At 62.4% G+C, this 22820-nt stretch carries 20 protein-coding genes; 7 read left to right on the forward strand and 13 right to left on the reverse strand.

The window, feature by feature from the left end; translation table 11 throughout:
- Positions 1-54 precede the first annotated feature (54 nt).
- The gene (locus AACY36_RS15860) at positions 55-633 is read right to left on the reverse strand and encodes an amino acid permease (protein WP_445261118.1); all 579 of its coding nucleotides are present in this window, start codon (positions 631-633) and stop codon (positions 55-57) included.
- Positions 634-874: 241 nt separating this feature from the next.
- On the opposite strand from AACY36_RS15860, the gene AACY36_RS15865 reads away from it, so the two are divergent.
- From AACY36_RS15865 to AACY36_RS15875, 3 genes are all read left to right on the forward strand, one after another.
- The gene (locus tag AACY36_RS15865) at positions 875-1150 is read left to right on the forward strand and encodes a DUF2169 domain-containing protein (protein ID WP_339419435.1); all 276 of its coding nucleotides are present in this window, start codon (positions 875-877) and stop codon (positions 1148-1150) included.
- A 289-nt stretch (positions 1151-1439) separates the two neighbouring features.
- Positions 1440-2498, forward strand: coding sequence for an aromatic ring-hydroxylating dioxygenase subunit alpha (locus AACY36_RS15870; RefSeq protein ID WP_339419437.1), 1059 nt, complete (start codon positions 1440-1442; stop codon positions 2496-2498).
- 28 nt (positions 2499-2526) lie between these two features.
- Positions 2527-3477, forward strand: coding sequence for a PDR/VanB family oxidoreductase (locus tag AACY36_RS15875; protein ID WP_339419439.1), 951 nt, complete (start codon positions 2527-2529; stop codon positions 3475-3477).
- Positions 3478-3483: 6 nt separating this feature from the next.
- On the opposite strand, the gene AACY36_RS15880 is transcribed toward AACY36_RS15875, so the two are convergent.
- From AACY36_RS15880 to AACY36_RS15905, 6 genes are all read right to left on the reverse strand, one after another.
- Positions 3484-4197: a GntR family transcriptional regulator gene (locus tag AACY36_RS15880; protein ID WP_339419441.1), complete on the reverse strand. Its 714-nt coding sequence runs from the start codon at positions 4195-4197 to the stop codon at positions 3484-3486.
- Positions 4198-4252: 55 nt separating this feature from the next.
- Positions 4253-5995, reverse strand: a complete 1743-nt coding sequence (locus tag AACY36_RS15885) for an acyl-CoA dehydrogenase (protein ID WP_339419443.1) — start codon at positions 5993-5995, stop codon at positions 4253-4255.
- A gap of 27 nt (positions 5996-6022) precedes the next feature.
- Entirely contained in the window at positions 6023-7258 is a 1236-nt protein-coding gene (locus tag AACY36_RS15890; protein ID WP_339419445.1) for a thiolase family protein, read from the reverse strand.
- Positions 7255-9129: a feruloyl-CoA synthase gene (locus AACY36_RS15895; RefSeq protein ID WP_339497290.1), complete on the reverse strand. Its 1875-nt coding sequence runs from the start codon at positions 9127-9129 to the stop codon at positions 7255-7257. Before AACY36_RS15895 ends, AACY36_RS15890 begins: the two co-directional genes overlap by 4 nt.
- Before the next feature lie 62 nt (positions 9130-9191).
- Entirely contained in the window at positions 9192-10640 is a 1449-nt protein-coding gene (locus AACY36_RS15900; protein ID WP_339419449.1) for an aldehyde dehydrogenase, read from the reverse strand.
- Between the two features lie 76 nt (positions 10641-10716).
- Positions 10717-11547: a p-hydroxycinnamoyl CoA hydratase/lyase gene (locus tag AACY36_RS15905; protein WP_010567568.1), complete on the reverse strand. Its 831-nt coding sequence runs from the start codon at positions 11545-11547 to the stop codon at positions 10717-10719.
- A gap of 213 nt (positions 11548-11760) precedes the next feature.
- Here AACY36_RS15905 and AACY36_RS15910 point away from each other — a divergent pair, with 213 nt between their 5' ends.
- Positions 11761-12249, forward strand: coding sequence for a MarR family winged helix-turn-helix transcriptional regulator (locus tag AACY36_RS15910; protein WP_339419453.1), 489 nt, complete (start codon positions 11761-11763; stop codon positions 12247-12249).
- A 5-nt stretch (positions 12250-12254) separates the two neighbouring features.
- Here the strand turns inward: AACY36_RS15910 and AACY36_RS15915 are convergent, their stop codons facing one another.
- A complete protein-coding gene (locus tag AACY36_RS15915) occupies positions 12255-13580 on the reverse strand; it encodes an OprD family porin (protein ID WP_339428064.1) in 1326 nt (441 codons plus the stop codon).
- Positions 13581-13885: 305 nt separating this feature from the next.
- Between AACY36_RS15915 and mhpT the strand changes: the two genes are divergently transcribed.
- A complete protein-coding gene (gene mhpT / locus AACY36_RS15920) occupies positions 13886-15094 on the forward strand; it encodes a 3-(3-hydroxy-phenyl)propionate transporter MhpT (protein ID WP_339419456.1) in 1209 nt (402 codons plus the stop codon).
- On the opposite strand, the gene AACY36_RS15925 is transcribed toward mhpT, so the two are convergent.
- From AACY36_RS15925 to AACY36_RS15935, 3 genes are all read right to left on the reverse strand, one after another.
- A complete protein-coding gene (locus tag AACY36_RS15925; RefSeq protein ID WP_339428065.1) occupies positions 15072-16019 on the reverse strand; it encodes a SphA family protein in 948 nt (315 codons plus the stop codon). The two genes, mhpT and AACY36_RS15925, sit on opposite strands and share 23 nt — an antisense overlap.
- 81 nt (positions 16020-16100) lie before the next feature.
- Entirely contained in the window at positions 16101-16868 is a 768-nt protein-coding gene (locus tag AACY36_RS15930; protein WP_339419458.1) for a coniferyl-alcohol dehydrogenase, read from the reverse strand.
- A gap of 73 nt (positions 16869-16941) precedes the next feature.
- Positions 16942-18417, reverse strand: coding sequence for a benzaldehyde dehydrogenase (locus tag AACY36_RS15935; protein WP_339419460.1), 1476 nt, complete (start codon positions 18415-18417; stop codon positions 16942-16944).
- A gap of 271 nt (positions 18418-18688) precedes the next feature.
- On the opposite strand from AACY36_RS15935, the gene AACY36_RS15940 reads away from it, so the two are divergent.
- A complete protein-coding gene (locus tag AACY36_RS15940; RefSeq protein WP_339419462.1) occupies positions 18689-20443 on the forward strand; it encodes a sigma 54-interacting transcriptional regulator in 1755 nt (584 codons plus the stop codon).
- 98 nt (positions 20444-20541) lie between these two features.
- Positions 20542-21153, forward strand: a complete 612-nt coding sequence (locus tag AACY36_RS15945; RefSeq protein ID WP_339419463.1) for a TetR/AcrR family transcriptional regulator — start codon at positions 20542-20544, stop codon at positions 21151-21153.
- A 19-nt stretch (positions 21154-21172) separates the two neighbouring features.
- On the opposite strand, the gene AACY36_RS15950 is transcribed toward AACY36_RS15945, so the two are convergent.
- A complete protein-coding gene (locus AACY36_RS15950) occupies positions 21173-21652 on the reverse strand; it encodes a DUF3237 domain-containing protein (protein WP_339419464.1) in 480 nt (159 codons plus the stop codon).
- A 42-nt stretch (positions 21653-21694) separates the two neighbouring features.
- Entirely contained in the window at positions 21695-22798 is a 1104-nt protein-coding gene (locus AACY36_RS15955; RefSeq protein ID WP_339419465.1) for a polyamine ABC transporter substrate-binding protein, read from the reverse strand.
- Between the last annotated feature and the right edge of the window lie 22 nt (positions 22799-22820).

Raw genomic sequence — 22820 nt, forward strand, 5'->3', positions numbered from 1 at the left:
ACCTCGACTGTGCTTCGATCAAGGCCTCTGCGCTGAATGAATCGTCACAACAGTTCAACCGGGAACGCGAGAATAGACCTGTGCCAGGTGGCCGCTGAACAGCATCCACAGCGCTAATACGCCAAGGACGACAAGCAGCACGGCAACAATCATCTCGAGCCTTTTGAACACAGGCTCAGTCGGCGAGTGCTCTTTGCGTGCCCAGATAAACACTCCGTTGCCTATGGCAAAGAACATGGCGCCGGCGAGCATGTATTCAAGGCCAGCGGCATAAACAAGCCAACACCCATAGACCGTACCCAACACACTGCTAACCAACGCCGTGGTTTTACCGGCCTTTGCGGTCGTCGGGTAACTGCCATTCGCGATGATTTTCCACAAGAAGCCCGTGGCGCCGATGTAGGCCGGCAATATCATCACGCCGGTGATGGAGAGCATCACGTTCCACGCGTTGTTCGAGAAGAACATCAGGATCATCGCCGCCTGCATGACGAAGGTGGAAACCCACAGCGAGACCGACGCAGAGCCCTGTTTGTTAGTCATGGCGAACGCCTGGGGAAATGTCCCGTCCTTGGCCGCAGCCCAGGGTAGTTCAGCGACAAGCAGGGTCCGTACCAGGCCGCCGATGTTTATGGTCTTGCCCCCCATGCCGGGCGCGGTGGTTGGACGTGGTAAACAGGCTCGGCCGGCTGGATGTAGCGCCTTGGTATGGAGTCGCCGTTAGGCCTGTTCACCCCGACACCGGCTTTCGCCACACCCGCTACATCGCCGTAGCCGTAGCCGTAGCCGTAGCCGAACCGACCCTGGCTCGCTTCAATAGGCGTTCCAACTGGCGGATCTTCGAGGGCCAGAGATCGAGCCCATCGACAAACCGGTGTGGTGCCTCGATCGGGCCAAACATCACGACGGCGAACTCGACGCCAACGGCATAGCGCAGAACGCGGCCTGCTACAAAAACCAACCGCCCGGATTTGGCGTTGTGGGCCGCGCCTGGGCGCCACGTTTGCCGCTCGCCGCAACCTATGACGAAACCTGGACGCGGGAGCGTTCGCCAGGGTTGCCGCCGGATGCTGATTATCCTATGCACAGCGACGAATATAAAAATGCACAAACAAAAACGCCGACCATTTCTGATCGGCGTTTTCGTTAAAGTGGGTCGCGGGTTTGGCAGAGCATTCATTGATGATTACACCTAACTGGAGTCGGTGGTGACTCGCTAGTGAGGTCGGATTTAATGAGCAAATCAAATCAGCCGGCAGGCCTTTCGCTTCTGCCATCGGCGCACGAAACCACCCCAGTTCAATGGATCCATTAAAATCTATTTTGTCGATAATCGCCCAAAATAACCTGAAATTACTGATTTAAATATTGACTCGCAGCAGCTCCAGAAATTTAATGGATCCACTAAATAAGAATAATACCTCGCCTGGAGAGTTGCCATGTACCCCAAGAACACTTGGTATGTCGCCTGCACACCCGATGAAATCGCTCAAAAACCTCTGGGTCGGCAGATCTGCGGTGAAAAAATGGTGTTTTATCGGGGCCTGGAAGGCGTCGTGGCTGTCGAGGATTTCTGCCCCCATCGTGGCGCGCCGCTCTCGCTGGGCTATGTCGAAAACGGCAACCTGGTCTGTGGGTATCACGGCCTGGTCATGGGGAGCGATGGCAAGACGGTGGAAATGCCGGGCCAGCGGGTGCGCGGTTTTCCGTGCAACAAGACATTTGCGGTGGTGGAACGCTACGGCTTCATCTGGGTGTGGCCCGGCGATCAGGCCCAGGCGGACCCCGCGCTGATTCATCATCTTGAATGGGCCGTGAGCGATCAGTGGGCCTACGGCGGCGGGCTCTTTGATATCCAGTGCGATTACCGCTTGATGATCGACAACCTGATGGACCTGACCCACGAAACCTACGTCCACGCCTCCAGCATCGGCCAAAAGGAAATCGATGAAGCCCCACCCGTCACCACGGTTGAAGGCGACGAAGTCGTTACCGCCCGGCACATGGAAAACATCATGGCTCCGCCGTTCTGGCGCATGGCCCTGCGCGGCAACAACCTTGCCGAGGACGTGCCGGTGGACCGCTGGCAGATCTGTCGCTTCACCCCGCCCAGCCATGTGCTGATCGAAGTCGGCGTGGCCCACGCCGGCAAGGGCGGCTACCACGCAGCGCCGGAACACAAGGCTGCAAGCATCGTGGTCGACTTCATCACCCCGCAAACCGAGACATCAATCTGGTATTTCTGGGGCATGGCGCGCAACTTTAACCCTCACGATGAGGCGCTGACCGCCAGCATTCGCGAGGGCCAGGGGAAGATTTTCAGCGAAGACCTGGAGATGCTCGAACGTCAGCAGCAGAACCTGCTGGCCCACCCGCAACGCAACCTGCTCAAGTTGAATATCGATGCTGGCGGCGTGCAGTCGCGCAAGATCCTGGAGCGACTGATTGCCAAGGAACGCGCCCTCGAACCGCAACTGATCACGACCACCACCGCCTGAACGGCGCGACACTCTGCGAGGACCGAACATGATCGATGTGGTGGTGGTATCCCGTAATAACGAAACCCAGGACATTTGCAGCTATGAACTGGCCAGGGTCGATGGCCAGCCGCTGCCAGCCTTCAGTGCCGGCGCGCACATTGACGTGCATCTGCCGGATGGGCTGGTGCGCCAGTATTCGCTGTGCAATCACCCCGAGGAGCGTCATCGCTATCTGATCGGCGTACTCAACGACCCGGCTTCTCGCGGCGGCTCGCGCAGCTTGCACGAGCAAGTACACGAGGGCACCCGCCTGACGATCAGCGAACCACGCAATCTGTTCTCCCTGGCCCATGAAGCACGCCGTAGCCTGTTGTTCGCCGGCGGCATCGGCATCACCCCGATCCTGTGCATGGCCGAGCGCTTGGCCCATGCAGGTGCCGACTTCGACCTGCATTATTGTGCCCGCGCCAGTGAGCGAGCGGCGTTTGTGCAGCGGCTCAAGGCGTCGCCGTTTGCCGAGCGGGTGTTCCTGCATTTCGATGAGCAGCCGCACACGGCCTTGAATGCTGCCGAGGTGCTGGCCGGGGCCGCAGACGATGTGCACCTGTATGTCTGCGGCCCTGGCGGGTTCATGCAGCATGTACTCGACAGCGCACGCGCACAGGGCTGGCAGGAAGACTGCCTGCACCGCGAATACTTTAGCGCGGCACCGGTGGATAACAGCCTCGACGGGAGCTTTTCGGTGAAACTCGGCAGCAGCGGCCAGGTCTTCGAAATCCCCGCCGACAAGACCGTGGTCCAGGTCCTCGAAAGCCACGGTATCGAGATTGCCGTGTCCTGCGAACAGGGAATTTGCGGCACCTGCCTGACCCGTGTGCTGGAGGGCATACCGGAGCACCGCGACCTGTTCCTCACCGAGCAGGAACAGGCGCTGAATGATCAGTTCACGCCCTGCTGTTCACGCTCGAGGACCCCGCTGCTGGTGCTCGATATCTGACAGGTGTCACGACGTGGGCAAAATCACCTTCATGCGCGCGGCGGCGGTGGCTGAGCTGAAGATCTCGGCATAACGCAACGTCGCATTGGCGTGCTCGCGCATGATGGCTTCGGCCCGCGCGCCCTGACGATTGACCAGGGCGTCAAACACCGAATGGTGCTGCATGTGGGCATAGTTGAAGCGTCGGTACTCGCGGGCCATGTCCTCGCGATCCACCGCCAGCGCGGTCACCGATGCGAATGGCAGGTGATCATTGCGAGCCAGCGCATCCGCGATCGCCGGGTTGTGGCTGCCTTCGACGATGACCTGGTGAAAGCGCATGTTCAGGTCGTGGTAAACCTCAAGGTCATCTTCAGTCACGTAGCCTTTGTCGAACAGTTGGTCGCCTTCCACCAGGCAGCGCTCCAGCGCCGCACGCGCCGCATCCGACAGGCCATGCTCGGCGGCTTGCCGCGCAGCCAGGCCTTCCAGCACACCGCGCACTTCGACGGCGCCAGCAATGTCACTGGGGCTGACCGAGCGCACCTGATAGCCGCGCCCGCCAAACGGCACCAGCAGCCCTTCCTGCTCAAGGGTACGAAATGCCATGCGGACCGGCATGCGCGACACTCCAAAACGTTGCGCCGTAGGGATTTCCATCAGGCGCTCCCCCGCCACCAACTCCCCGCTGGCAATCATCTTGCGCAGTGCAACCAGCACCAATTGACCGGGCTTACTCATCCAGGCAACTTCCAGAAAACATGGCCGGCCATAGTACCGCAAGCATCCGATCCCGTCAGACGAACGCCAGCGCGGCGCGCGCGCCCTCTATGGCACCCAGGTGGTGCGCCAGCCGCGACGGCAGGTAATCGAAAAAGAACCCGGCGCTGTGCAGCTTGGCAGCACGCAACGGATCGTCTTCGGGCAATGCCCTGGAGACACGCGCAGCCCGCGCCCAGGCAAAGGCCAGTAACGCCACGCCACATAGCTGGAGGAAATCCGGCGCAGCCCGATAGGGGTATTCACTGTCTTCCTGCGAGCGTTCACGCAGGGCGCTGACCACACCGGCCAGCGAGTCGCACAGACTGCCCAATGCGTGGGAGAACCCTGCGCACTCGACATACTGCAAGCCCTGTCCGGCCTCGGCACGCAACTCGGCCAGCAGCAGGCCAAAGGCTCGGCCTTCATCCCCCAGCACTTTGCGCAGCAACAAGTCATTCGCCTGGATCTCGTTACTGCCCTCGTAGATCATCGCGATGCGGCTGTCCCGCAGGGTTTGCTCGATGGCGAACTCGGTGACGTAGCCGTAACCGCCAAACACCTGCAACGCATTGCTCGCCTGGCGAAAGCCCTGTTCGGTGAAAAACGCCTTGATGATGGGTGTCAGCAAAGGCGCCAAACGGGCGGCCGACAAGTCCTGGCCATGCTCGGCCTGATCAAGCAGGTGCGCCGCCCAATAGCCGATGGCGCGCATACCCTCGCTGGTGGTGCGCAGCTCCAGCAACACGCGGCGCATGGCCGGGTGATAACGGATCGGGTCAGCGGCCTGGGCCGCCACACCTTCGGGCCTTGACGGTGCACGCATCTGCACACGCTCGGCGGCGTACTGCCGAGCATTCTGCCAAGCTGCCTCGACATGCCCCAGGCCTTGCAGGCCGACATGCAGGCGCGCCGAATTCATCATCACGAACATCGCCGCGAGGCCCTGATTGGCCTCGCCGATCAGCCAGCCCTGGGCGGCGTCGAATACCAGGGAGCAGGTGGCGCTGCCCTTGATGCCCATCTTGTGTTCGATGCCGTCGCAGTGCACGCCATTGGCACGGCCGTCGTCCAGTTGCTTGGGCACCAGGAACAGTGAAAGGCCGCGACTGCCCGGCGGCGCATTGGGCAAACGCGCCAGCACCAGGTGCAGGATATTGGCCGTGAGGTCGTGCTCACCGCCGGAGATAAACAGCTTGCTGCCGTTGAGGCGATAACTGCCATCCGCCTGGGGTTCAGCGCGACAGCGCAGCAAGCCGACATCGCTGCCGGCCTGAGGCTCGGTCAGGCACATGGTGGGCAAGGCCTGGCCACTGACAATCTCGGGCAGGTAGCGTGCCTGCAGCCAGGGAGCGGCGTGGGTCTTGAGGCACAGGTAGGCGCCATGGGCGATCCCGGTGTACATGGCCCAGGCGTGGTTGCTGGCGTAGAGCATCTCTTGCAGCGCCGCATCAAGTAGTTGCGGCAAGCCCTGCCCGCCCTGCTCCTCAGCGCACGCCAGCGCCGGCCAGCCACCGTCGACATAGGCGCGATAGGCTTCGACGAAGCCGTCCGGGGTGCTGACCCGGCCCGCCTGCCAGCGGCAGCCCTGGCGATCACCGTTGCTGTTCAACGGTGCCAATACGCCCTGACTGAAGCGTGCCGCCTCCTCCAGCACCTGTAGCGCCAGCGGCAGGTCCAGGGCCGCGAACGCCGGGTGGTGCTGCCAGGTTTCGGGCGCCTGCAACCAGTGTTCAAGGACAAACTGCATATCGCGCAAAGGCGCCTCGTAGCTCCACATCGGGACACCTCATCGACTAAAAAACAATCAAGCGCGGTAGACAGGGTTCTCGATCAGCAACGCCATGCCCTGCCCGCCGCCCACGCACGCTGCGGCAATCCCATAGCGCAGGTTGTGCTGGCGCAGTTGTCGGGCCAGGGTCATCACCAGGCGCAGGCCGGTGGCAGCCAGTGGATGCCCCAGCGCAAGCGAGCCGCCGTGGACGTTGAGGCGGGTGCTGTCCAGCTCCAGTTCATAGGCCACCGCCAGTACCTGGGCGGCCTGGGCTTCGTTGATCTCGAAGCGGCCGATGTCACCCAGGTTCAACCCGCTGCGTTGCAGCAGCAGGCGGATCGCCGGTGCCGGGCCGATGCCCATGAACTCGGGGGCCACACCGACCACCGCGCTGGCCAACAGACGCGCCAGGGCCGGACGCGTGCAGGCCGAGGCGCGCCCCACCAGTGCGGCGGCTGCGCCATCGACCACGGCGCAACTGTTGCCGGCGGTTTGTACACCGCCAGGGTGCACGGCGCGCAAGCGTGCCAGGGCTTCAAGGTCGGTGGGACGTGGGTGGCTGTCCGTGCTGACGGCACTGGCCCGACGCGCCAGGCTGATGCCCCTGGGCTGATACCCCTCAAGCTCGAACACCTGGTTGTCGACCGTGACGATTTCTTCCGCCCACACGTCGTCACGCTGCGCCTGCAACGCTCGCTGATGACTGTCACAGGCGTGGCGGTCCACGGACTTGCGGCTCAGGCCATAACGGCGCGCCAGGTTATCGGCGGTGGCGATCATGTCCAGGCCAGGGGCCGGGTCATAAAGGGCCTCCCAGAGAAAATCCTTAAATTGCACCTCGCCGCCGAGTCGAAACCCATCCCGATGGGTGTAGGCCGCAATCGGGTTGCGCGACATGGATTCACTGGCCACACACAAGGCCAGTTGCACGCCATCCCGCAGTTGCACAGCGGCCTGGCGCAACAGCTCGAAACCGGTGGCGCAGATGCGCTGCACCCCCAGTGCCGGTACCGCTTGCGCCACACCGCTGTACAAACCGATATGCCGTGGCAGCAAGTAGGCATCGAAGCTGGCCTGGGCCATGGAGCCGGCCAGTACGCTGTCCACTGCCTGCGGCTCAATACCCGCCCGGGCCAATACTTCACGGCCAACCTTGATCCCCAGGTCAGTGGGTGAGACCTGAGACAGTGCTCCACCCAGGTCAATCCAGGGGGTGCGCACGGCCTCGAAAATCGCCACATCGGCAAATGCCGAATACTGCCCGTTCAAGGCTTGGGCTCGGCACGCAACAGCGTGGTGTCTTCGCCGCGATACAACGCCTCGACCTTGGCGGCGCGCCATTGCAGTACCGCCCGCTGGTTGATCGAACCTTTGTCGGTGATTTCCCCACGATCGATGGACGCCGGCTCGTCGAGCAGGGCAATCCATTCCAGGCGACTGGCATTGCCGGTGGCCTCACGATTGAGGCGTTGCAACCAGTCGCCGAACCACTGGCGCACCGGCGCGCTGTCCAGCACTTGGGCGTCGCTGGCGTCGGCGTCCAGGCCCGCTAGCCGACGGCATTCGTGGAGCCTGGGGAACACCAGTGCTGCGAGGCACTCGCGGTCGGGCGCGGCAATCACCAGGTCCTGCACATAGGGCGAGCCGTCGAGCACCGCGCGATTGCGCAACGGACCAACGCTGACAAACACCCCGGAAGAGAGCTTGAAATCCTCGGCAATCCGCCCATCGAACATCAGGCCCAGTTGCGGCTGCTGAGGGTCGGCGAGCTTGATCGCATCTCCTGAACAGTAGAACCCCTGCTCGTCGAACACCTCGGCGGTTTGCTGGGGCGCCCGCCAATACCCCGGCATGATATGCGGCCCGCGAAAGCGTCCTTCGAACTTGCCGTCCACCGGCACCAGGCGCACCTCGCAGCCCGGCGCGGGCAAACCGATATAACCGGCCATGGACAACGGCCCGGTGGTGAACGTGCAGGACGGTGCGGCTTCGGTCATGCCCAGCCCGGCCATCATGCGGATGCGTTCACCGCAGTGCTGTTCGGCCACGCGGTCGAGGCGATCCCAGATACGTTGGGAAAGGCCGGCGGCGGCGAAGAAGAACAGTTTCATGCGCGCAAAAAAACGCTCGCGCAACTCGGCGTCCTGTTCCAGGGCGTTGACCAGCTCTTCCCAGCCCTTGGGTACCGTCAGGTAAGCCGTGGGCGAAACCTCCTTGAGGTTGCGCAGGGTCTCGGCAAAGCCTTGGACCGTGGGTTTGCCGTCGTCGAGGTAAAAGGTGCCGCCGTTGTAAAGCACGATGCCGACGTTATGGCTACCGCCAAACGTATGGTTCCACGGCAGCCAGTCCACCAGTACCGGCGGTTCCTCACCGAACACCGGAAATGTCTGCAACAGCATTTGCTGGTTGGCGCAGAGCATGCGCTGGGTGGTGATCACGGCCTTGGGCAATTTGGTCGAGCCCGAGGTGAAGAGAAACTTGGCGATGCTGTCAGGCCCGGTGGCCTTGAACGCCGCTTCAGCCTCTGCGCCACCTGGTGTGTGCAGCAGGCTGGCGAAGCTTATTTGGCTGCGCCCGGGCACTTGGCCGCGCACGCAGATCAGCGGGGTTTCGGCCGGCAATACGGCGTCGATCGCACGCCGGTAGGCCGGCGCATCGCTGACGAACACCAGCCCGGGTTGCAGCAAGTCGCAGACATGCCGCAGCTTGGCGAAATCCTGGGACAACAACGAGTACGCGGGCGATACCGGGCAGTAGGGAATGCCGGCGTACATCGCGCCGAGGGCGACCTGCAAGTGCTCGATGTCGTTGCCCGACAGCAAGGCCAGCGGCTTGTCCGCCGACAGCCCGTAACTCAGCAGGCCCTGGGCAATCGCGCGCACGCTGTCGAGCATCTCGCGGTAGCTGACACGGCGCCAATCACCGCCGGCCTGGCGTGCCGCGATAAACGTTTGCTCGGGCCGCACCCGCGCCCAATGCACCAGGCGATCGAGCAAGCGCGCCGGCAACTCGGCCAGGGGTTCCAGGGAGCGCATGTGCAGCACGCCGTGTTCTTCAGTGACCGCCACCGGTGCGTGGCCGATGGAGACCTCGCGGTATCGCGGTGCGGGCTGGGGTTGCGGTCGAAATTCGGAACTCACAAGGATGTCCTCCAGCAAGGCGGATCACAGCCGCCTTGTTATTGTTATGTCGCGGCGCCTGCTCAGATCGGGTAATGCCGTGGCCCGTTCTGCAAGGTCACCCAGCGCAATTGCGTGAAGTGCTCAATGGACGCCTTGCCACCAAAGCTGCCGTACCCACTGGACTTGACCCCACCAAACGGCATCTGCGCCTCGTCATGCACCGTCGGGCCGTTGATATGGCAAATACCCGACTCGACCCGCTGCGCCAGCGCCAGCGCGCGCCCGGTGTCTCGACTGAAGATCGCCGCCGACAGGCCGAACTCGGAATCGTTGGCCAGGCGCAACAAGGCTTCATCACCCTCACCACGCAGCAGTACGGCCACCGGTCCAAAGGACTCTTCGCGGTACAAGCGCATCTGTTCGGTGACACCATCGATCAGGGTCGGCTGCAGGATGCTGCCCTCCAGTTGGCCGCCTACCACCAGCCGCGCGCCCTTGGCCAGAGCATCGTCGATCAGGGCCTTGATGCGTGTGCCGGCGCTGGCGTCCACCAGGGAACCCAGTACCGCATCCGCCGCCGCTGGATCACCCGCACGCAGGGTCGCAACCTTGGCCGCCAGCTTGGCGCTGAACGCATCGGCGACCTTGGCATCGACGATCAGGCGTTCGGTGGACATGCAAATCTGGCCCTGGTTGAAATAGGCGCCAAAAGCCGCCGCCGCCACAGCAGCGTCAAGATCGGCATCGTCGAGCACCAGCAACGGCGCCTTGCCACCCAGTTCCAGCAACGCCGGCTTGAGGTGACGCGCCGAGAGCTCGCCGACAATGCGCCCGACATGGGTCGAGCCGGTGAAGTTGACCCGCCGCACCGCCGGGTTGGCGATCAGCCGCTCGACAATCGCGGCGGCATCCGCCGGGGCATTGCTGATGACATTGACCACGCCATCGCCCAGGCCTGCGTCTTGCAATACCTGGCCAATCAGGCGGTGCACCGCCGGGCTTAATTCCGAGGCCTTGAGCACCACGGTATTACCGCAGGCCAGCGGCATGGCGATGGCGCGAGTGGCGAGGATGACCGGAGCGTTCCACGGCGCGATGCCCAGCACCACACCGCAAGGTTGACGCAAGGCCATGGCGAAACTGCCGGGGACATCGGAGGGGATCACCTCCCCCGTGATCTGGGTGGTCATCGACGCCGCTTCGCGCAGCATATTGGCCGCCAGGCGCACATTGAAGCCATACCAGTTGGGCATGGCGCCGGTCTCGCCGGCGGCAGCGATGAATTCGCTGCTGCGCGCCTGCAATTGCTCGGCAGCGTTGAGCAAGCGGGTGCGGCGTTCGTTGGGCGCCAGCGCCGCCCACGCGGGGAACGCGGCGTGAGCGGCGGCGACGGCGGCGTCGGCATCTTCCAGGGTCGCGGCGGCCACCCGAGAGACCACTTCACCGGTCACCGGGTTGCGACGTTCGAAGGTTCGACCGTCACGGGCGTGGCACGACTGGCCGCCGATCAACAGGGGCACGTCCAGCATGGTGATTCCTCTTTTTTGTCTTTATCGGGAATACGTTCAAGCAGAGTACAACGGCGCGGCCAGGCGGCCGCGCCCTTCAGCGTTTATACGCCTGCAGGCCAGGCTTGATGCTCTTGTCGTCGAGGAACTGCTTCATGCCCTGCTCGCGACCGCCTTCGGTGTCGAGCAGGCGCGACTGATCGAGCTTGGCGTAGAGGTAATCCTCGTTCTGCTCCCAGGTCAGTTCGCGGCAACGCTTGAAGCCATGCTTGGCGGCACGCAGCACCACCGGGTTTTTCTCCAGCAGGTTACGCGCCAGCTCGATGGTCACTTCGCGCAGTTGAGCCAGCGGCACGCTTTCGTTGACCAGGCCCATTTCGGCGGCTTTCTGCCCGCCAAAGGTCTTGCCGGTCATGATGTAGTACAGCGATTGACGATGGCCCACGGTATCGGCCATGGCCTTGCTCACCAGGTTGCCCGGCGGGATACCCCAGTTGATTTCCGAGAGGCCGAAGGTCGCTTCGTCGGCGCAGATTGCCAGGTCACAGGCCACCAGCGGGCTGAAGCCACCGCCGAAGCACCAGCCATTGACCATGGCGATGGTCGGCTTGGCGTACATGCGCAGCAGTTTCCATTGCCATTGCGAGGCTTCGCGGCGGATTTTTTCCTGGAGGATTTCCGGGCCGGCATCCACCTCGCGAAAGTATTCCTTGAGGTCCATGCCGGCGGTCCAGGCTTCCCCGGCGCCGGTCAGTACCAGCACGCCGGCGGCAGGGTCCTGCTCCAGGGTTTCCAGGACGTCGATCATTTCCCGGTTCAGGGTCGGGCTCATGGCGTTGCGTTTTTCCGGACGATTGAGAATGACCCAGGCAATGCCTTCTTCGATCTCAACCTTGACAGTGGTCCAACGGCCTTCGTAATTGCTCATGGCGGTACGCTCTTGTTCTGGGTGTGAAGATGATTCGAAATTAAACCGCAAATATAGTTATGTCAATTAACTATTAATCTGAATAACCAATATTTCACGTGATTAAACCCCTTACGTTGCAGGCGCCGTAAAAACCCGGCGTAGCCATAGCCCGCCAATACCGGCAAACTAGATAGCTTTCTTAACCTCCACCTTCTGAGGATTGCACTGCCAATGGCCAAGCCTTCCAACATCGCCACCGCCAGCCAGGGCCTGCCCGACAACGATGAGGGACGGCCGCCGCTGGATTCAGCCCTGGACGATCTGATCGGTTACGCCATGCGCCGCGCCCAGCTCAAGCTGTTCCAGAACCTGATCGGTCGGTTATCGGACCACGACCTGCGCCCTGCGCAGTTCTCGGCCCTGGCGATCATCGAGCAGAACCCCGGGCTGATGCAGGCCGACCTGGCACGTGCCCTGGCCATCGAGCCACCCCAGGTGGTGCCGTTGCTGAACAAGCTGGAAAGCCGCGCCCTTGCCGTGCGGGTACGCTGCAAGCCGGACAAGCGCTCCTACGGGATCTTCCTCAGCAAGACCGGCGAAACCCTGCTCAAAGAGCTCAAGGCAATCGCCGCACAGAGCGACCTGGACGCTACCGCCGCCCTCGACGGCCAGGAGCGTGAAGCGCTGCTGCGCTTGCTGAAGAAGGTCTATCAGGACTGATCGGCTTACCAGAGCGCCACGGTGTAGAGCACCAGGAAACGGGTCTGGTTTTCATCGCGAAAGGCCGCGCCGCTCGGGAAGTCATTGCGGTAGATCGACTTGCGCGCCATAAACCCGACGTCCTTAAACGGGCCGCTCTGAATCACATACCCCAGTTCCATCTGGAACTCGCGCTCCTTGCGATCCTCGGCATTCAAAGCCGCCAGTTCGATATGGTCGCCACGCACATACCGCAGCCGAGTCTTCAGCCCCGGCACACCCGATGCCGCGAAGTCATAGTCGTAGATGGCTTGCCAGGTGCGCTCCTTGGCGTTGAGAAAGTCTGAACTCATGGTCAGTTCGCTCATGCCCATCAACTCTGTTCCCGAGATATAGGGCGTGGCCGTCTCCCCGCTTGAGTGCATGTAGCCAAGGCTGACGCGATGGCCGCCCAGGCGGTAGCCAAACAAGGCCGAGAGGTTGCGGTTATCGACGTTGCCCGCCTTGGCACTGCCATCCTCACGGCTGAAAAAACTGCGCAGGTCGCTGGTAAGCACGCCATCGCCTACCGGCAGGTTGTGCAGCAGCGCCAGGGTGTCCTGCTGGTAGAGGTCCGCGATCTGCGAATGGTAGGCGCGCAGGCTGAAATCTTTATTGACCTGGTAATCACCGCCCACGTAAGCCAGGTGCGACGTGGTGGCGGTGGCGTTGAAACGCCGGTTGGGTGAGGCGACAGTCATGGATTGGTAGTCGGTGGAGTCGCGTTTGTTGATGCGATCGATATAGCCAGTGTTGAGTGTCAGGCCATCGATGTCCTTGGAGCTCAACGTGGTGCCGCGAAACGTTTGCGGCAGCAGCCGCGACGGACTGGCAAAGGCAAACGGCAGGAAGATCGACACATCGCCGGCCTTGACCGTGGTTTGCGCAAACCGCAGCTTGGCGGTTGGGGCCAGGCGCGAGTACTCGTCGGCGGCGCGTTTGTCGCTGGCCGACACCGGCAACAATTCGGTACCGCTGCGGTCCGGCGAAGAGTCGAGCTTGACCCCCATTAACCCGCGTACATCCAGGCCAAAGCCCACTGGGCCAGGGGTGTAACCCGATTCCAGGTTGAGGATGAATGCCTGGGCCCATTCCCGCGCGGCGGTCTTCGCACCGTCGTCCTTGTAGTCACGGTCCAGGTAGTAATTGCGCAAGGTCAGGGTGCCGTGGCTGTCGTCGATAAAGCCTGCAGCCCACAGCGAACCGGGCAGCACGCTCAAGGCCAGCAAAGCCATCAGCCGGCGTGGAGTGTTGTTCGACACACAGGAGACAGACGCCGCTGCAGCGGCGTCCTCCATAGGGAGTTCTGGCATGTTCGATGTCCATTTTTGTTGTTTTTTTGGTTTGGCACACGCTCGGCCTTGTCAGCCTCGCGAGCCAAGAATGGAAACAGCCGGCGGCACTCGTCAACTGCATATGACCGATAATCGAACATTAATAAAACTATCTATTTTTTGGCCAAGCCCATATCGACATCTCAATTGATTGAATTTAATGACTTTATTTTGTTTTTTTGCGGACTTTATTCCACGATTCATTTTTTAGTTATATTTGTTATCTTAATATCCAGCAGCCACTCAAGCTCGCCACCACAACAAAAACAACAATGAGGTTTGCCATGAACAGTCCATCGCGTCGTTCGACGCTGACTATTGCGTTGTGCTTTATCGTTGCGCTGATCGAAGGGTTCGATCTGCAAGCCGCCGGCACCGCCGCCGCGGGGTTACGTCAAACCTTCGCCCTGGATCCGAAGATGCTCGGCTGGGTGTTCAGCGTCGGAATCATCGGGCTGCTGCCGGGGGCGTTCTTCGGCGGCTGGGTTGCCGACCGGATCGGGCGCAAGAAAATCCTGGTCAGCGCGGTGCTGCTGTTCGGGCTGTTTTCCCTGAGCACCGCCTTTGTCGACAGCTACTCAAGCTTGTTGCTGGTGCGTTTCCTCACCGGCCTGGGCCTGGGCGCCGCGTTGCCCAACCTGATCGCCCTGTGCGCCGAAGCGGTGACCGAGCGCAACCGTGGCACGGCCATCAGCGTGATGTACTGCGGGGTGCCGCTGGGGGGAGCATTGGCCGCGGTAGTGGCGATGTTTTCCAGTGAGCACTGGCAGACCACGTTTATCATCGGCGGCCTGGCGCCCTTGCTGGCCGTGCCGTTGATGATCCTGCTGCTGCCTGAATCCAGCGCCTTTCGCCAACAACTCGACCACACGCACGGCGCCCGCCCCTCCACCGGCCAGGCGCTGTTCGGCGAAGGCCGCGCCCGCACCACACTGGCCTTGTGGCTCAGCTACTTCTTCACCCTGACCGTGATGTACATGCTGCTTAACTGGCTGCCGTCGCTGTTGCTGGAACAGGGTTTCAGCAAACCCCAGGCGGGCATGGTGCAGATGCTCTTCAATATCGGCGGCGCCCTGGGTTCGCTGCTCGGCGGCGTGTTGCTGGACCGCTGCAATGCCCTCAAAGTGGTGCTGTCGGTGTATGCCGGGTTGCTGGCGGCGCTGGCCGGGGTGGGGTTGTCGGTGGGCATCGTGCCCATGGCCATCGCCGGCTTTGCCGCCGGCTTGTTCGTGATGGCTGCGCAGTTGGTGCTGTACGCCTCGGCACCGCCCTCCTACCCCACGTCGGTGCGTGCCACCGGCGTCGGTGCCGCCGTGGCCGTTGGCCGCCTGGGTTCGGTGGCCGGCCCCCTGGCGGCCGGGCAACTCCTCGCCGCCGGCGCCGGCACCGCGGGGGTACTGCTGGCGACGTCCCCCGGGGTGGTGATTGCCGCACTGACCATCATCAGCGTGATGGTGCGTAAGGCGCCAACTAGAACTTATGCAGCCAATTGAGCACCAGTTTGTTGCCCTCGGTGCGGTTTTCCGCCTGCTGTTCAAAGTAAGCGTTTACCGATAGCACATCTTCCTTGCTGAACGCATAGATCAGGCCTGGGCCAATGGCCCAGACCTTCTCCCGGCGCCCGCTCACGGCGTGTCCATCGACCTGGGTGTCGGTGATTTGCTTCAACCAATAGCCGTTGACCCCCACGCTCAGTTGCTGGCTCAAGGCATATTGCAGCGTCAGGTTGGCATGCAATGCCTGGCCGGCCTGGGTATCGGAAACATCCCCAAAGCCTGCCTGCGGATCATCATTCTTGCCATTCCACAGGTACATGAAGCGCCCGCTCGCCGACCATTTCGGGCTGAACCAGTACGTCGCCGCGTAATACGGGTTGAATGACCAGAAGTTGCTGCCGGGGTTGATCGAGCGATTGCGGTCATAGGCCCCCACCGGGATCGAGACATCAGCCTCGACACGCTGGGTCAACAGCGGGCTGCCATCAGCGCGGTTCAGGGTTGGCAGTTGCAGGAAGGCACCGACAGTCAGGTCACCGAAGCCAGCACGGGAACTCAGCGCCGCATTGTTCAACCCATCGTCGACATTCACATGGGCCAGCGAGGTGTTGATCAGGGTGAATCCGGGCATCGCGCCATTGGCCAGGGGTTGGCCGACGTAGATGATCTGCGTGGTAGGCGCCACCACTTCCACGTCCTGCTTGGGCAGCGCCAGCTTGTTGCCGTTGGCATCATTGAAGCGGCTGGCCCGGGAGTACGTCAGGTATTCCTCCAGGTACCAGCCCGGGCCGGCCGGGGCCGGTGAGCCGTCGTAGAAACTGGTGCTGCCGAGGTTGAGTCCGGGCAGGTCGTAAGCGTGTGCAATCGGTGACAGTGCGACAAAAGTCGTGGCCGCAACCGTCCGCAAGATAGGCTTGAGCATCTTGTATGTCCTGTATTTTTGTTGTTGTTCAAGACCCCCGGCACGGTGGATCCGCGCCGGGGTTTACCGCTGTTGCAACCCCTACACGTAGGTCGCCGCCAACCCGCCGTCCACCGGCAGATTGACCCCGCTGACCCAGCGCGCGGCGTCCGAGCAGAGGAAGGCAATCACCGCCGCCACTTCATCGGCCAGGGCTGGACGGGTCATGCGCTGGCTGTCCTCGGCCACCCGCTGCGGCCCGAGCATGCTGACGAAATCGCCGAGAATCGGAGTAAACACCGGCCCCGGCGCCACGCAGTTGATACGCACCGAGTGATCGCGAAACCAGCCCTGGGATTGTTGGAAGCTCCACACGATCAGCGCTTCCTTGAAGTACTGATAACAGCTGGCCGGCTCCACCGGATTGGCCGCCAGCCACTGCTGCCCGGCCTCGAAGCTGGGCGTCTCGGCCAGGGCCTTGTGCAGCGCCAGCCGTTGCGGCCATTGCGCGCCGAGCACCGAGGCAACATTGACGATGCTGCCGCCCGCCGGCATGCGTGGCAGCAACGATTGAGTCAGGTGCCGCAGCCCCAGGTAATTGACCGTGGCCACCGCTTGCACGGGCGCCGTACCGGGCACCCCGGCGATGTTACACAGCCCGTCGACCCGCGATGGCAGGCGCGCCACCAGTGCATCAATGCTGGCAGGGTCACCCAGGTCAGCCTGGAAGAAGCCATCCAGGGTCAGTTGCGGTTCATGGCGATCAACACCGATCACCGTAGCGCCCTGGAAGCGCGCGAGCCGCGCCAGTTCGGCGCCAATGCCTGAGGCGACGCCGGTGACAATCAGGGTTTTGTTGTGCAGGTTCATGTTCAAGCCCTCTTATTTTTGTATAGGCGTGGGTGTATCAAATCGATGAGCCAGGGCTCAGAACGACCACGGCTCAGAACGGATAGACGGGCGGAGTATTTTTCACCGTGACCCACTGCCACTGGCTGTACTCGTCCCAGTCGGCCGGCCCGCCGACGCTGCCGCCATTGCCGGAGGCACCGCGCCCGCCGAACGGGTTGATGCATTCGTCGGCCACGGTCTGGTCGTTGATGTGCAGCAGGCCGCAGTCCAGCCGCTCGCCGATGGCCATGGCGCGCCCGACCGAGGGCGAGATGATGGCGGCCGAGAGGCCGTACTCCGTGCGGTTGGCCAGTTCGATAGCCTCCTCGTCGGTGGTAAAGCTGACCACCGTGGCCACGGGGCCGAACATCTCTTCCTCAAAGGCGCGCATGCCCGGGCGCACGCCACTGAGCACGGTGGGCTGGTAGAACAACCGGTCATAGTCGCCACCCGCCTCCAGCCGTGCACCGGCCTGCAGGCTGTCGCTGACGATCTCGTGCACGCGCTGCAATTGCCGTTGGTTGATCAACGGGCCGAGCGCCGCTTCACCCCGGGCGGCGTTGCCCACGGTGAGCGCCCGGGCCTTGTCCACCAGCTTGCGGGTGAGGCTTTCGGCGATGGATTCATGCACGAGAATCAGCCCGGTCGCCATGCAAATTTGCCCCTGATGCAGCCAGGCGCCCCACGCAGCATTGCTCGCGGCCAGATCGAGGTCGGCGTCTTCGAGAATGATCAGCGGGTTTTTGCCGCCCAGTTCCAGCGCGACTTTTTTCAGCTGTCGCCCGGCCACTTCAGCAACTTTGCGCCCCGCCGCAGTGGACCCGGTGAACGCAATCATCCGCACATTAGGATCGCGGCACAGCGCTTCCCCCGCCGGCGCCGCGCCGGGCAACACCTGCAACAGGCCCTTGGGCAAGCCCGCCTCTTCGAACAGCCGGGCAATGAGAAACCCTCCGCTGACCGGGGTCTGCGGGTCGGGTTTGAGCACCACTGCATTGCCCGCCGCCAGCGCCGGGGCCACTGAACGCAGCGACAGCACCAGCGGAAAGTTGAACGGTGAAATCACCCCGACCACGCCGTGGGGCTGGCGCCGGGCATAGGACAGTCGGCCTGCTGCACTGGGCAGCACCACCCCGTAAGGTTGGGACAACAGCCCCGCCGCCTGATGCAGCAGCACAATCGCTTCGCGCACTTCGTGTTCGCCCTTGAATAACGCGCCCCCGGTTTCCCGGGCGACGTACAGCGCCAGTTCGGCGAAGGACCGCTGGGCCAGGTCCGCCGCCCTGCGAAACACCTCGGCGCGTTCCCGTGGGCCGAGTGCAGCCCAGGCCGGCTGCGCCAGGGCCGCGCTGCGGCAGGCGATGGCGATGTCGGCCGGGTTGGCCATGGCGCAGCGCATCAGGGGTTCGCCGGTGGCGGGTTCAATCACGTCAATCACAGATCCCGAAGCGGGAATCCAATCGCCGTTGAACAGGCATGCGGACGCGATGGCCCGCTGTAGAAAGGGGGTGGTTTCAGACACTGACATTGGCAACTCCCGGTTCTTGTAATTGTCATCGTCTGCACAAGGTGCAAACGCCGCATCAAGCGTTGAGCAAAGGCTGTGCCGCTTGCACGCAACGACGCGCATATAAACCGGCGAAGGCTCTGGGTCGAGGCCTGCCACGAAGCGTTCACACGCCTGGGGCGATCGCCCACAAAAAACCCGGGTTCTGCCACTTGTTCAATTGATAAGGTTATGTTTTATAACTATCTGAGCAATTGCTCATATCGATCACTCGCTTTGCAGGGGCATAACAATGACTAATCCCCACAGCGCGCTACGCGACGAGCGGGTGGCCACCGCGCCCTACCCTCCGCGTGGCGACAGTCGCCAACTCAGTGACAGCAGCTCGCCCACCACGGCGGAACTGGCCGACTGCCTGTTCTTTTCCCCTGAAGATGGGCGCATCTGGCTCAACGATCAACGCATGTTGTTGCTGCACAGTTCGTCGTTCGGCGCCCTGCGCGCCGAGGTCATCGAGCGCCTGGGACTGGACCAGGCTCGGGGTCTGTTCACCCGCACCGGTTATGCCTCCGGCGCCCGGGATGCGCGCTTGATCCGCGAGCGTTGGCCGCAGGCCGATGCCGCCGCTGTGTTTCGCGCCGGCACACACCTGCACACCCTGGAAGGCATGACCAAGGTCGAACCGCTGCACTTCAAGTTCGATGCCGACTCAGGGTTCTATGAAGGGGAATTTCTCTGGCACCACTCGTGCGAAGCCGATGAACATGTAGGGGCCTACGGCATCGGCCAGGACCCGGTGTGCTGGACTGAAACCGGCTACGCCATCGGCTTCGTCAGTGGCCTCTTCGGGCAAATGGTGATTTTCCGCGAAGTGGAATGCCGTGGCATGGGCCATCGCCGTTGCCGCGTGATTGGCAAGACGGCCGAGCAATGGGGTGATGTCGAGCAGGACCTGCGCTACCTGAATGTGTCCCAGGCCGTCACCGGCCCTGCCGCCCCCACGCTCGCAGGCCCCGTGGGCAGCAGTGGCGGAACCCGCCAGCCCCAACCGTTGGTGGGCGCCAGTGCCGCGTTCAACGCGGCGATGCAAGCGCTGCAAAGGGTTGCACTGACGCCCGCGACGGTGCTGATCAGCGGTGAGTCCGGCGTGGGCAAGGAGATGTTTGCGCGCCAGCTGCACCAGCTCAGTCGTCGCCATGACAGCCCGTTTGTGGCACTCAATTGTGCCGCCATCCCGGATAACCTCGTGGAGGCCGAACTCTTCGGTGTCGAACGCGGCGCCTATACCGGCGCGACGCACTCGCGCCCCGGGCGATTCGAACGGGCCCAGGGTGGCACCTTGTTCCTGGATGAAATCACCAGCCTCAGCCTGCCCGGGCAAAGCAAGTTGCTGCGAGCCTTGCAGGAACGGGAAATCGAACGGGTCGGCGGGGTGCGCGGGATCAAGGTGGATGTGCGCGTGGTCGCCGCCACCAATATCGACCTGCGTAAAGCCGTGGCAGACGGGAGCTTTCGCGAAGACCTGTTCTACCGGCTGAACGTATACCCCATCGCCCTGCCCCCGCTGCGTGAACGCCGGGACGACATCCCGCTGCTGATCAATGCGTTCCTGACGCGCTTCTGCCAAGACTACGCCCGGACCCCGGCAGGCCTGACCATGCGCGCCCTGAAGACATTGCTGCGCTACGACTTCGCGGGCAATGTGCGCGAGCTGCAAAACCTCATCGAACGCGGCCTGATCGCCAGCGACGAAGGCCAAGCCATTGACTTGGGGCATCTGTTTCGCAACGAACCGATGCCCGCCGAGCCCTATGGCCTGAACGACCAAGGCAGCCTGTCAAATACCGGGCAGGCGCCCCGCTCGACGCTGCTGGATACCCTCGACCAGTTGGACCAGGGGTTTTCCATCGAAGGCCTTGAATCGCGCCTGATCAATGAAGCGTTGCAACAAAGCGCCGGCAACCTGGCCGCGGCCGCCAGGCTCGTGGGGCTCAGCCGGGCTCAATTTGCTTACCGTATGAAGAAGCATCAGCGGCAAACCCCTTGAATGGCAATGAGTGCTTTAAAAGCTTTACCCAATTAAGTATTTTGCAGGGGTCTGGGGCCAACACGCGCCCCTCTTTTAATTCGTGACAAGGATCTCCTGTGAGCGGACTGCGTGAACGTCAGAAAGCCGAGCGCCGGCAAGCTATCAGTAAAGCCGCGATCGAACTGTTTGAGCGCCAGGGTTTCCAGAACACCACCATCGAACAGATCGCCAGCCAGGCCGGGGTGTCGCCGCCGACGGTGTTCAAGTACTTCGGCAACAAGCAGGAAATCATCTTGGAGATCCTGCACCACGCCGATCAACGCGCGATCACCGACACCCGCAGCCTGATCCACAAAATAGACGACCCGGTCGAAGCGCTCTGCCACTTGGAACGCCTGCTCACGGGCTATGCCCTGGAAGTCATGCACCCCAGCCTGTGGCGTGAACTGCTGCCGCTGATCCTGTTCGGTGGCAGCAACGAACTGCCCGCGGGTTATCGGGCCATGAACGATGCGCTCAGGGCCGAAATCAGCGAACTGCTTCGGGAATTGCAACGGGCCGGCAAGCTGCGCCCGCAACTCGATGTGGAGTTGGCCGCGTTCCTCTTGAATGACTACTCGCACCTGCAACTGTTCAGACTGGTGAACCAGGAACACCCGGATATCGACGCGCACTCAACCCAGGTCAGGCGTATCACCGAGCTGCTGTTCTACGGCATGCAGGCCTGACAGCTTCTGGGGTCGGGCCTCAGTAAAAGCGATAGCAACGAATCATCACCTGGTCGGCGCACGGATAATGCACCAGGCCGATAAAACTTGATCGGGTGAGCCAGTCCAACCGCCCCCTGGGCACCTGGAACACCGGGGTGCAGGTGCAGCGGTACTCCGTCTCAGGAATCGGCCACTGACCATCGCGCTCCAGCTGGCGCCCGTCCTCAGTCATGCTCAGCACACCCCGGTTACGGATGTTGATCACCTCGCCTTCGTCGGTCCTAACGCTGTAGCGGGCATCCAGTTGACCGATGCCATCCTGGCGCAAAAGAAAAAAATCTTCTCCGCCCGCCAGGACCTGGCCGCTGATGCCGACTCCATCGAAATCCCCGCCCAGAATCGGGTAGTTACAGCGCAGACCTTCAACGCTGTCGCCCAGCATCACACCTGGCCCTATCGCGACGCGAAGGGTCAGCACCCGCTGCAAGTTCGGGGCAATGTCCATCCGTTCAGTCATGGCAAGCTCCAAGCCCGGCGCGCACGCACCGGGCCACACTGATCAGCGGTTGCTCTTGATGGCGGTCCACGTGCGGGTACGGATGCGCTCCACGGCGGCCGGAATCGGCTCCAGGGCAAACAGGGTCTTGCGCGCTTCGTCCGGCACATACATGTTGGGGTCGTTACGGATGCTGGCGGCCACCAGCGCGGTGGCGTCCTTGTTCGGGTTGGGGTAGCCGATCTTGTTGCTGATGCGCGCAATCACGTCCGGGCGCAGGATGTAATTGATGAACGCATGGGCCTCCGCCAGATCGGGGGCCTTCGCCGGGATCATCATCACGTCCGACCACATCGGCGCGCCTTCCTTGGGCAGTGCCATCTCGACCTTGACGCCCTTGCCAGCGGCATCTGCCAGTCGTGTGGCCAGTGCGATACCGCCGGACCAACCCACGCCCACACAGATATCACCGTTGGCCAGGTCCATGCCGTAGCGCGACGAGTTGAAGTAACTGACGTAAGGGCGAATCTTCATCATCACGGCCTGGGCTTGCACATAGTCCTCACGCTTCTGGCTATTAGGATCGAGGCCCTTATAGTGCAAGGCAATCGGCAGGATCTCGTTGCCGGCGTCGAGGAAACCCACGCCACAACTGGCGAGCTTGGCGAGGTTTTCTTCCTTGAAGATGATGTCCCAGCTGTTCATCTGCACGTCGGGGCCGAGGGCTTTGCGCACCTTGTCGACGTTGTAGCCGATCAGCGTGGTGCCCCACAGGTAAGGTGCGGCGTAGCGATTGCCTGAGTCACCTGCGGTTTCCAGGGTTTGCATGAATTGCGGGTCCAGGTGCTGCCAGTTCGGCAACTGCTTGCGGTCCAGCGGCTGCACGGCACCGGCCGTGATCAAGCGTCCCAGGTTGGCGGAGCCGGGAAACACCACATCATACCCGGAGTTGCCCGTCAGCAGCTTGGACTCCATGGTTTCGACGCTATCGAACACATCGTAAATCGGGCGAATGCCGGTTTCCTCCTGGAAGCTCTTGAGCACTTCGGGTGGCAGGTATTCGATCCAGTTGTAGATCCGTACGGTTCGTTCTTCAGCCAGGCAAACACCACTGATGAGCAACGAGGCGACAGTGCCCAGCACGGTGTTACGCAAAAATCTGTTCATGATCAAAACACTCCAGCGCGGC

The organism is Pseudomonas sp. EA_15y_Pfl1_P101 (assembly GCF_963970835.1).
Lineage (GTDB): Bacteria > Pseudomonadota > Gammaproteobacteria > Pseudomonadales > Pseudomonadaceae > Aquipseudomonas > Aquipseudomonas tritici.

Coding starts and splice junctions, on each gene's coding strand:
- AACY36_RS15870 (WP_339419437.1), top strand. CDS start 1,440: ATGTACCCCAAGAACACTTGGTATGTCGCCTGCACACCCGATGAAATC.
- AACY36_RS15875 (WP_339419439.1), top strand. CDS start 2,527: ATGATCGATGTGGTGGTGGTATCCCGTAATAACGAAACCCAGGACATT.
- AACY36_RS15880 (WP_339419441.1), bottom strand. CDS start 4,197: ATGAGTAAGCCCGGTCAATTGGTGCTGGTTGCACTGCGCAAGATGATT.
- AACY36_RS15885 (WP_339419443.1), bottom strand. CDS start 5,995: ATGTGGAGCTACGAGGCGCCTTTGCGCGATATGCAGTTTGTCCTTGAA.
- AACY36_RS15900 (WP_339419449.1), bottom strand. CDS start 10,640: ATGCTGGACGTGCCCCTGTTGATCGGCGGCCAGTCGTGCCACGCCCGT.
- AACY36_RS15905 (WP_010567568.1), bottom strand. CDS start 11,547: ATGAGCAATTACGAAGGCCGTTGGACCACTGTCAAGGTTGAGATCGAA.
- AACY36_RS15910 (WP_339419453.1), top strand. CDS start 11,761: ATGGCCAAGCCTTCCAACATCGCCACCGCCAGCCAGGGCCTGCCCGAC.
- AACY36_RS15915 (WP_339428064.1), bottom strand. CDS start 13,580: ATGCCAGAACTCCCTATGGAGGACGCCGCTGCAGCGGCGTCTGTCTCC.
- mhpT (WP_339419456.1), top strand. CDS start 13,886: ATGAACAGTCCATCGCGTCGTTCGACGCTGACTATTGCGTTGTGCTTT.
- AACY36_RS15925 (WP_339428065.1), bottom strand. CDS start 16,019: ATGCTCAAGCCTATCTTGCGGACGGTTGCGGCCACGACTTTTGTCGCA.
- AACY36_RS15930 (WP_339419458.1), bottom strand. CDS start 16,868: ATGAACCTGCACAACAAAACCCTGATTGTCACCGGCGTCGCCTCAGGC.
- AACY36_RS15935 (WP_339419460.1), bottom strand. CDS start 18,417: ATGTCAGTGTCTGAAACCACCCCCTTTCTACAGCGGGCCATCGCGTCC.
- AACY36_RS15940 (WP_339419462.1), top strand. CDS start 18,689: ATGACTAATCCCCACAGCGCGCTACGCGACGAGCGGGTGGCCACCGCG.
- AACY36_RS15950 (WP_339419464.1), bottom strand. CDS start 21,652: ATGACTGAACGGATGGACATTGCCCCGAACTTGCAGCGGGTGCTGACC.
- AACY36_RS15955 (WP_339419465.1), bottom strand. CDS start 22,798: ATGAACAGATTTTTGCGTAACACCGTGCTGGGCACTGTCGCCTCGTTG.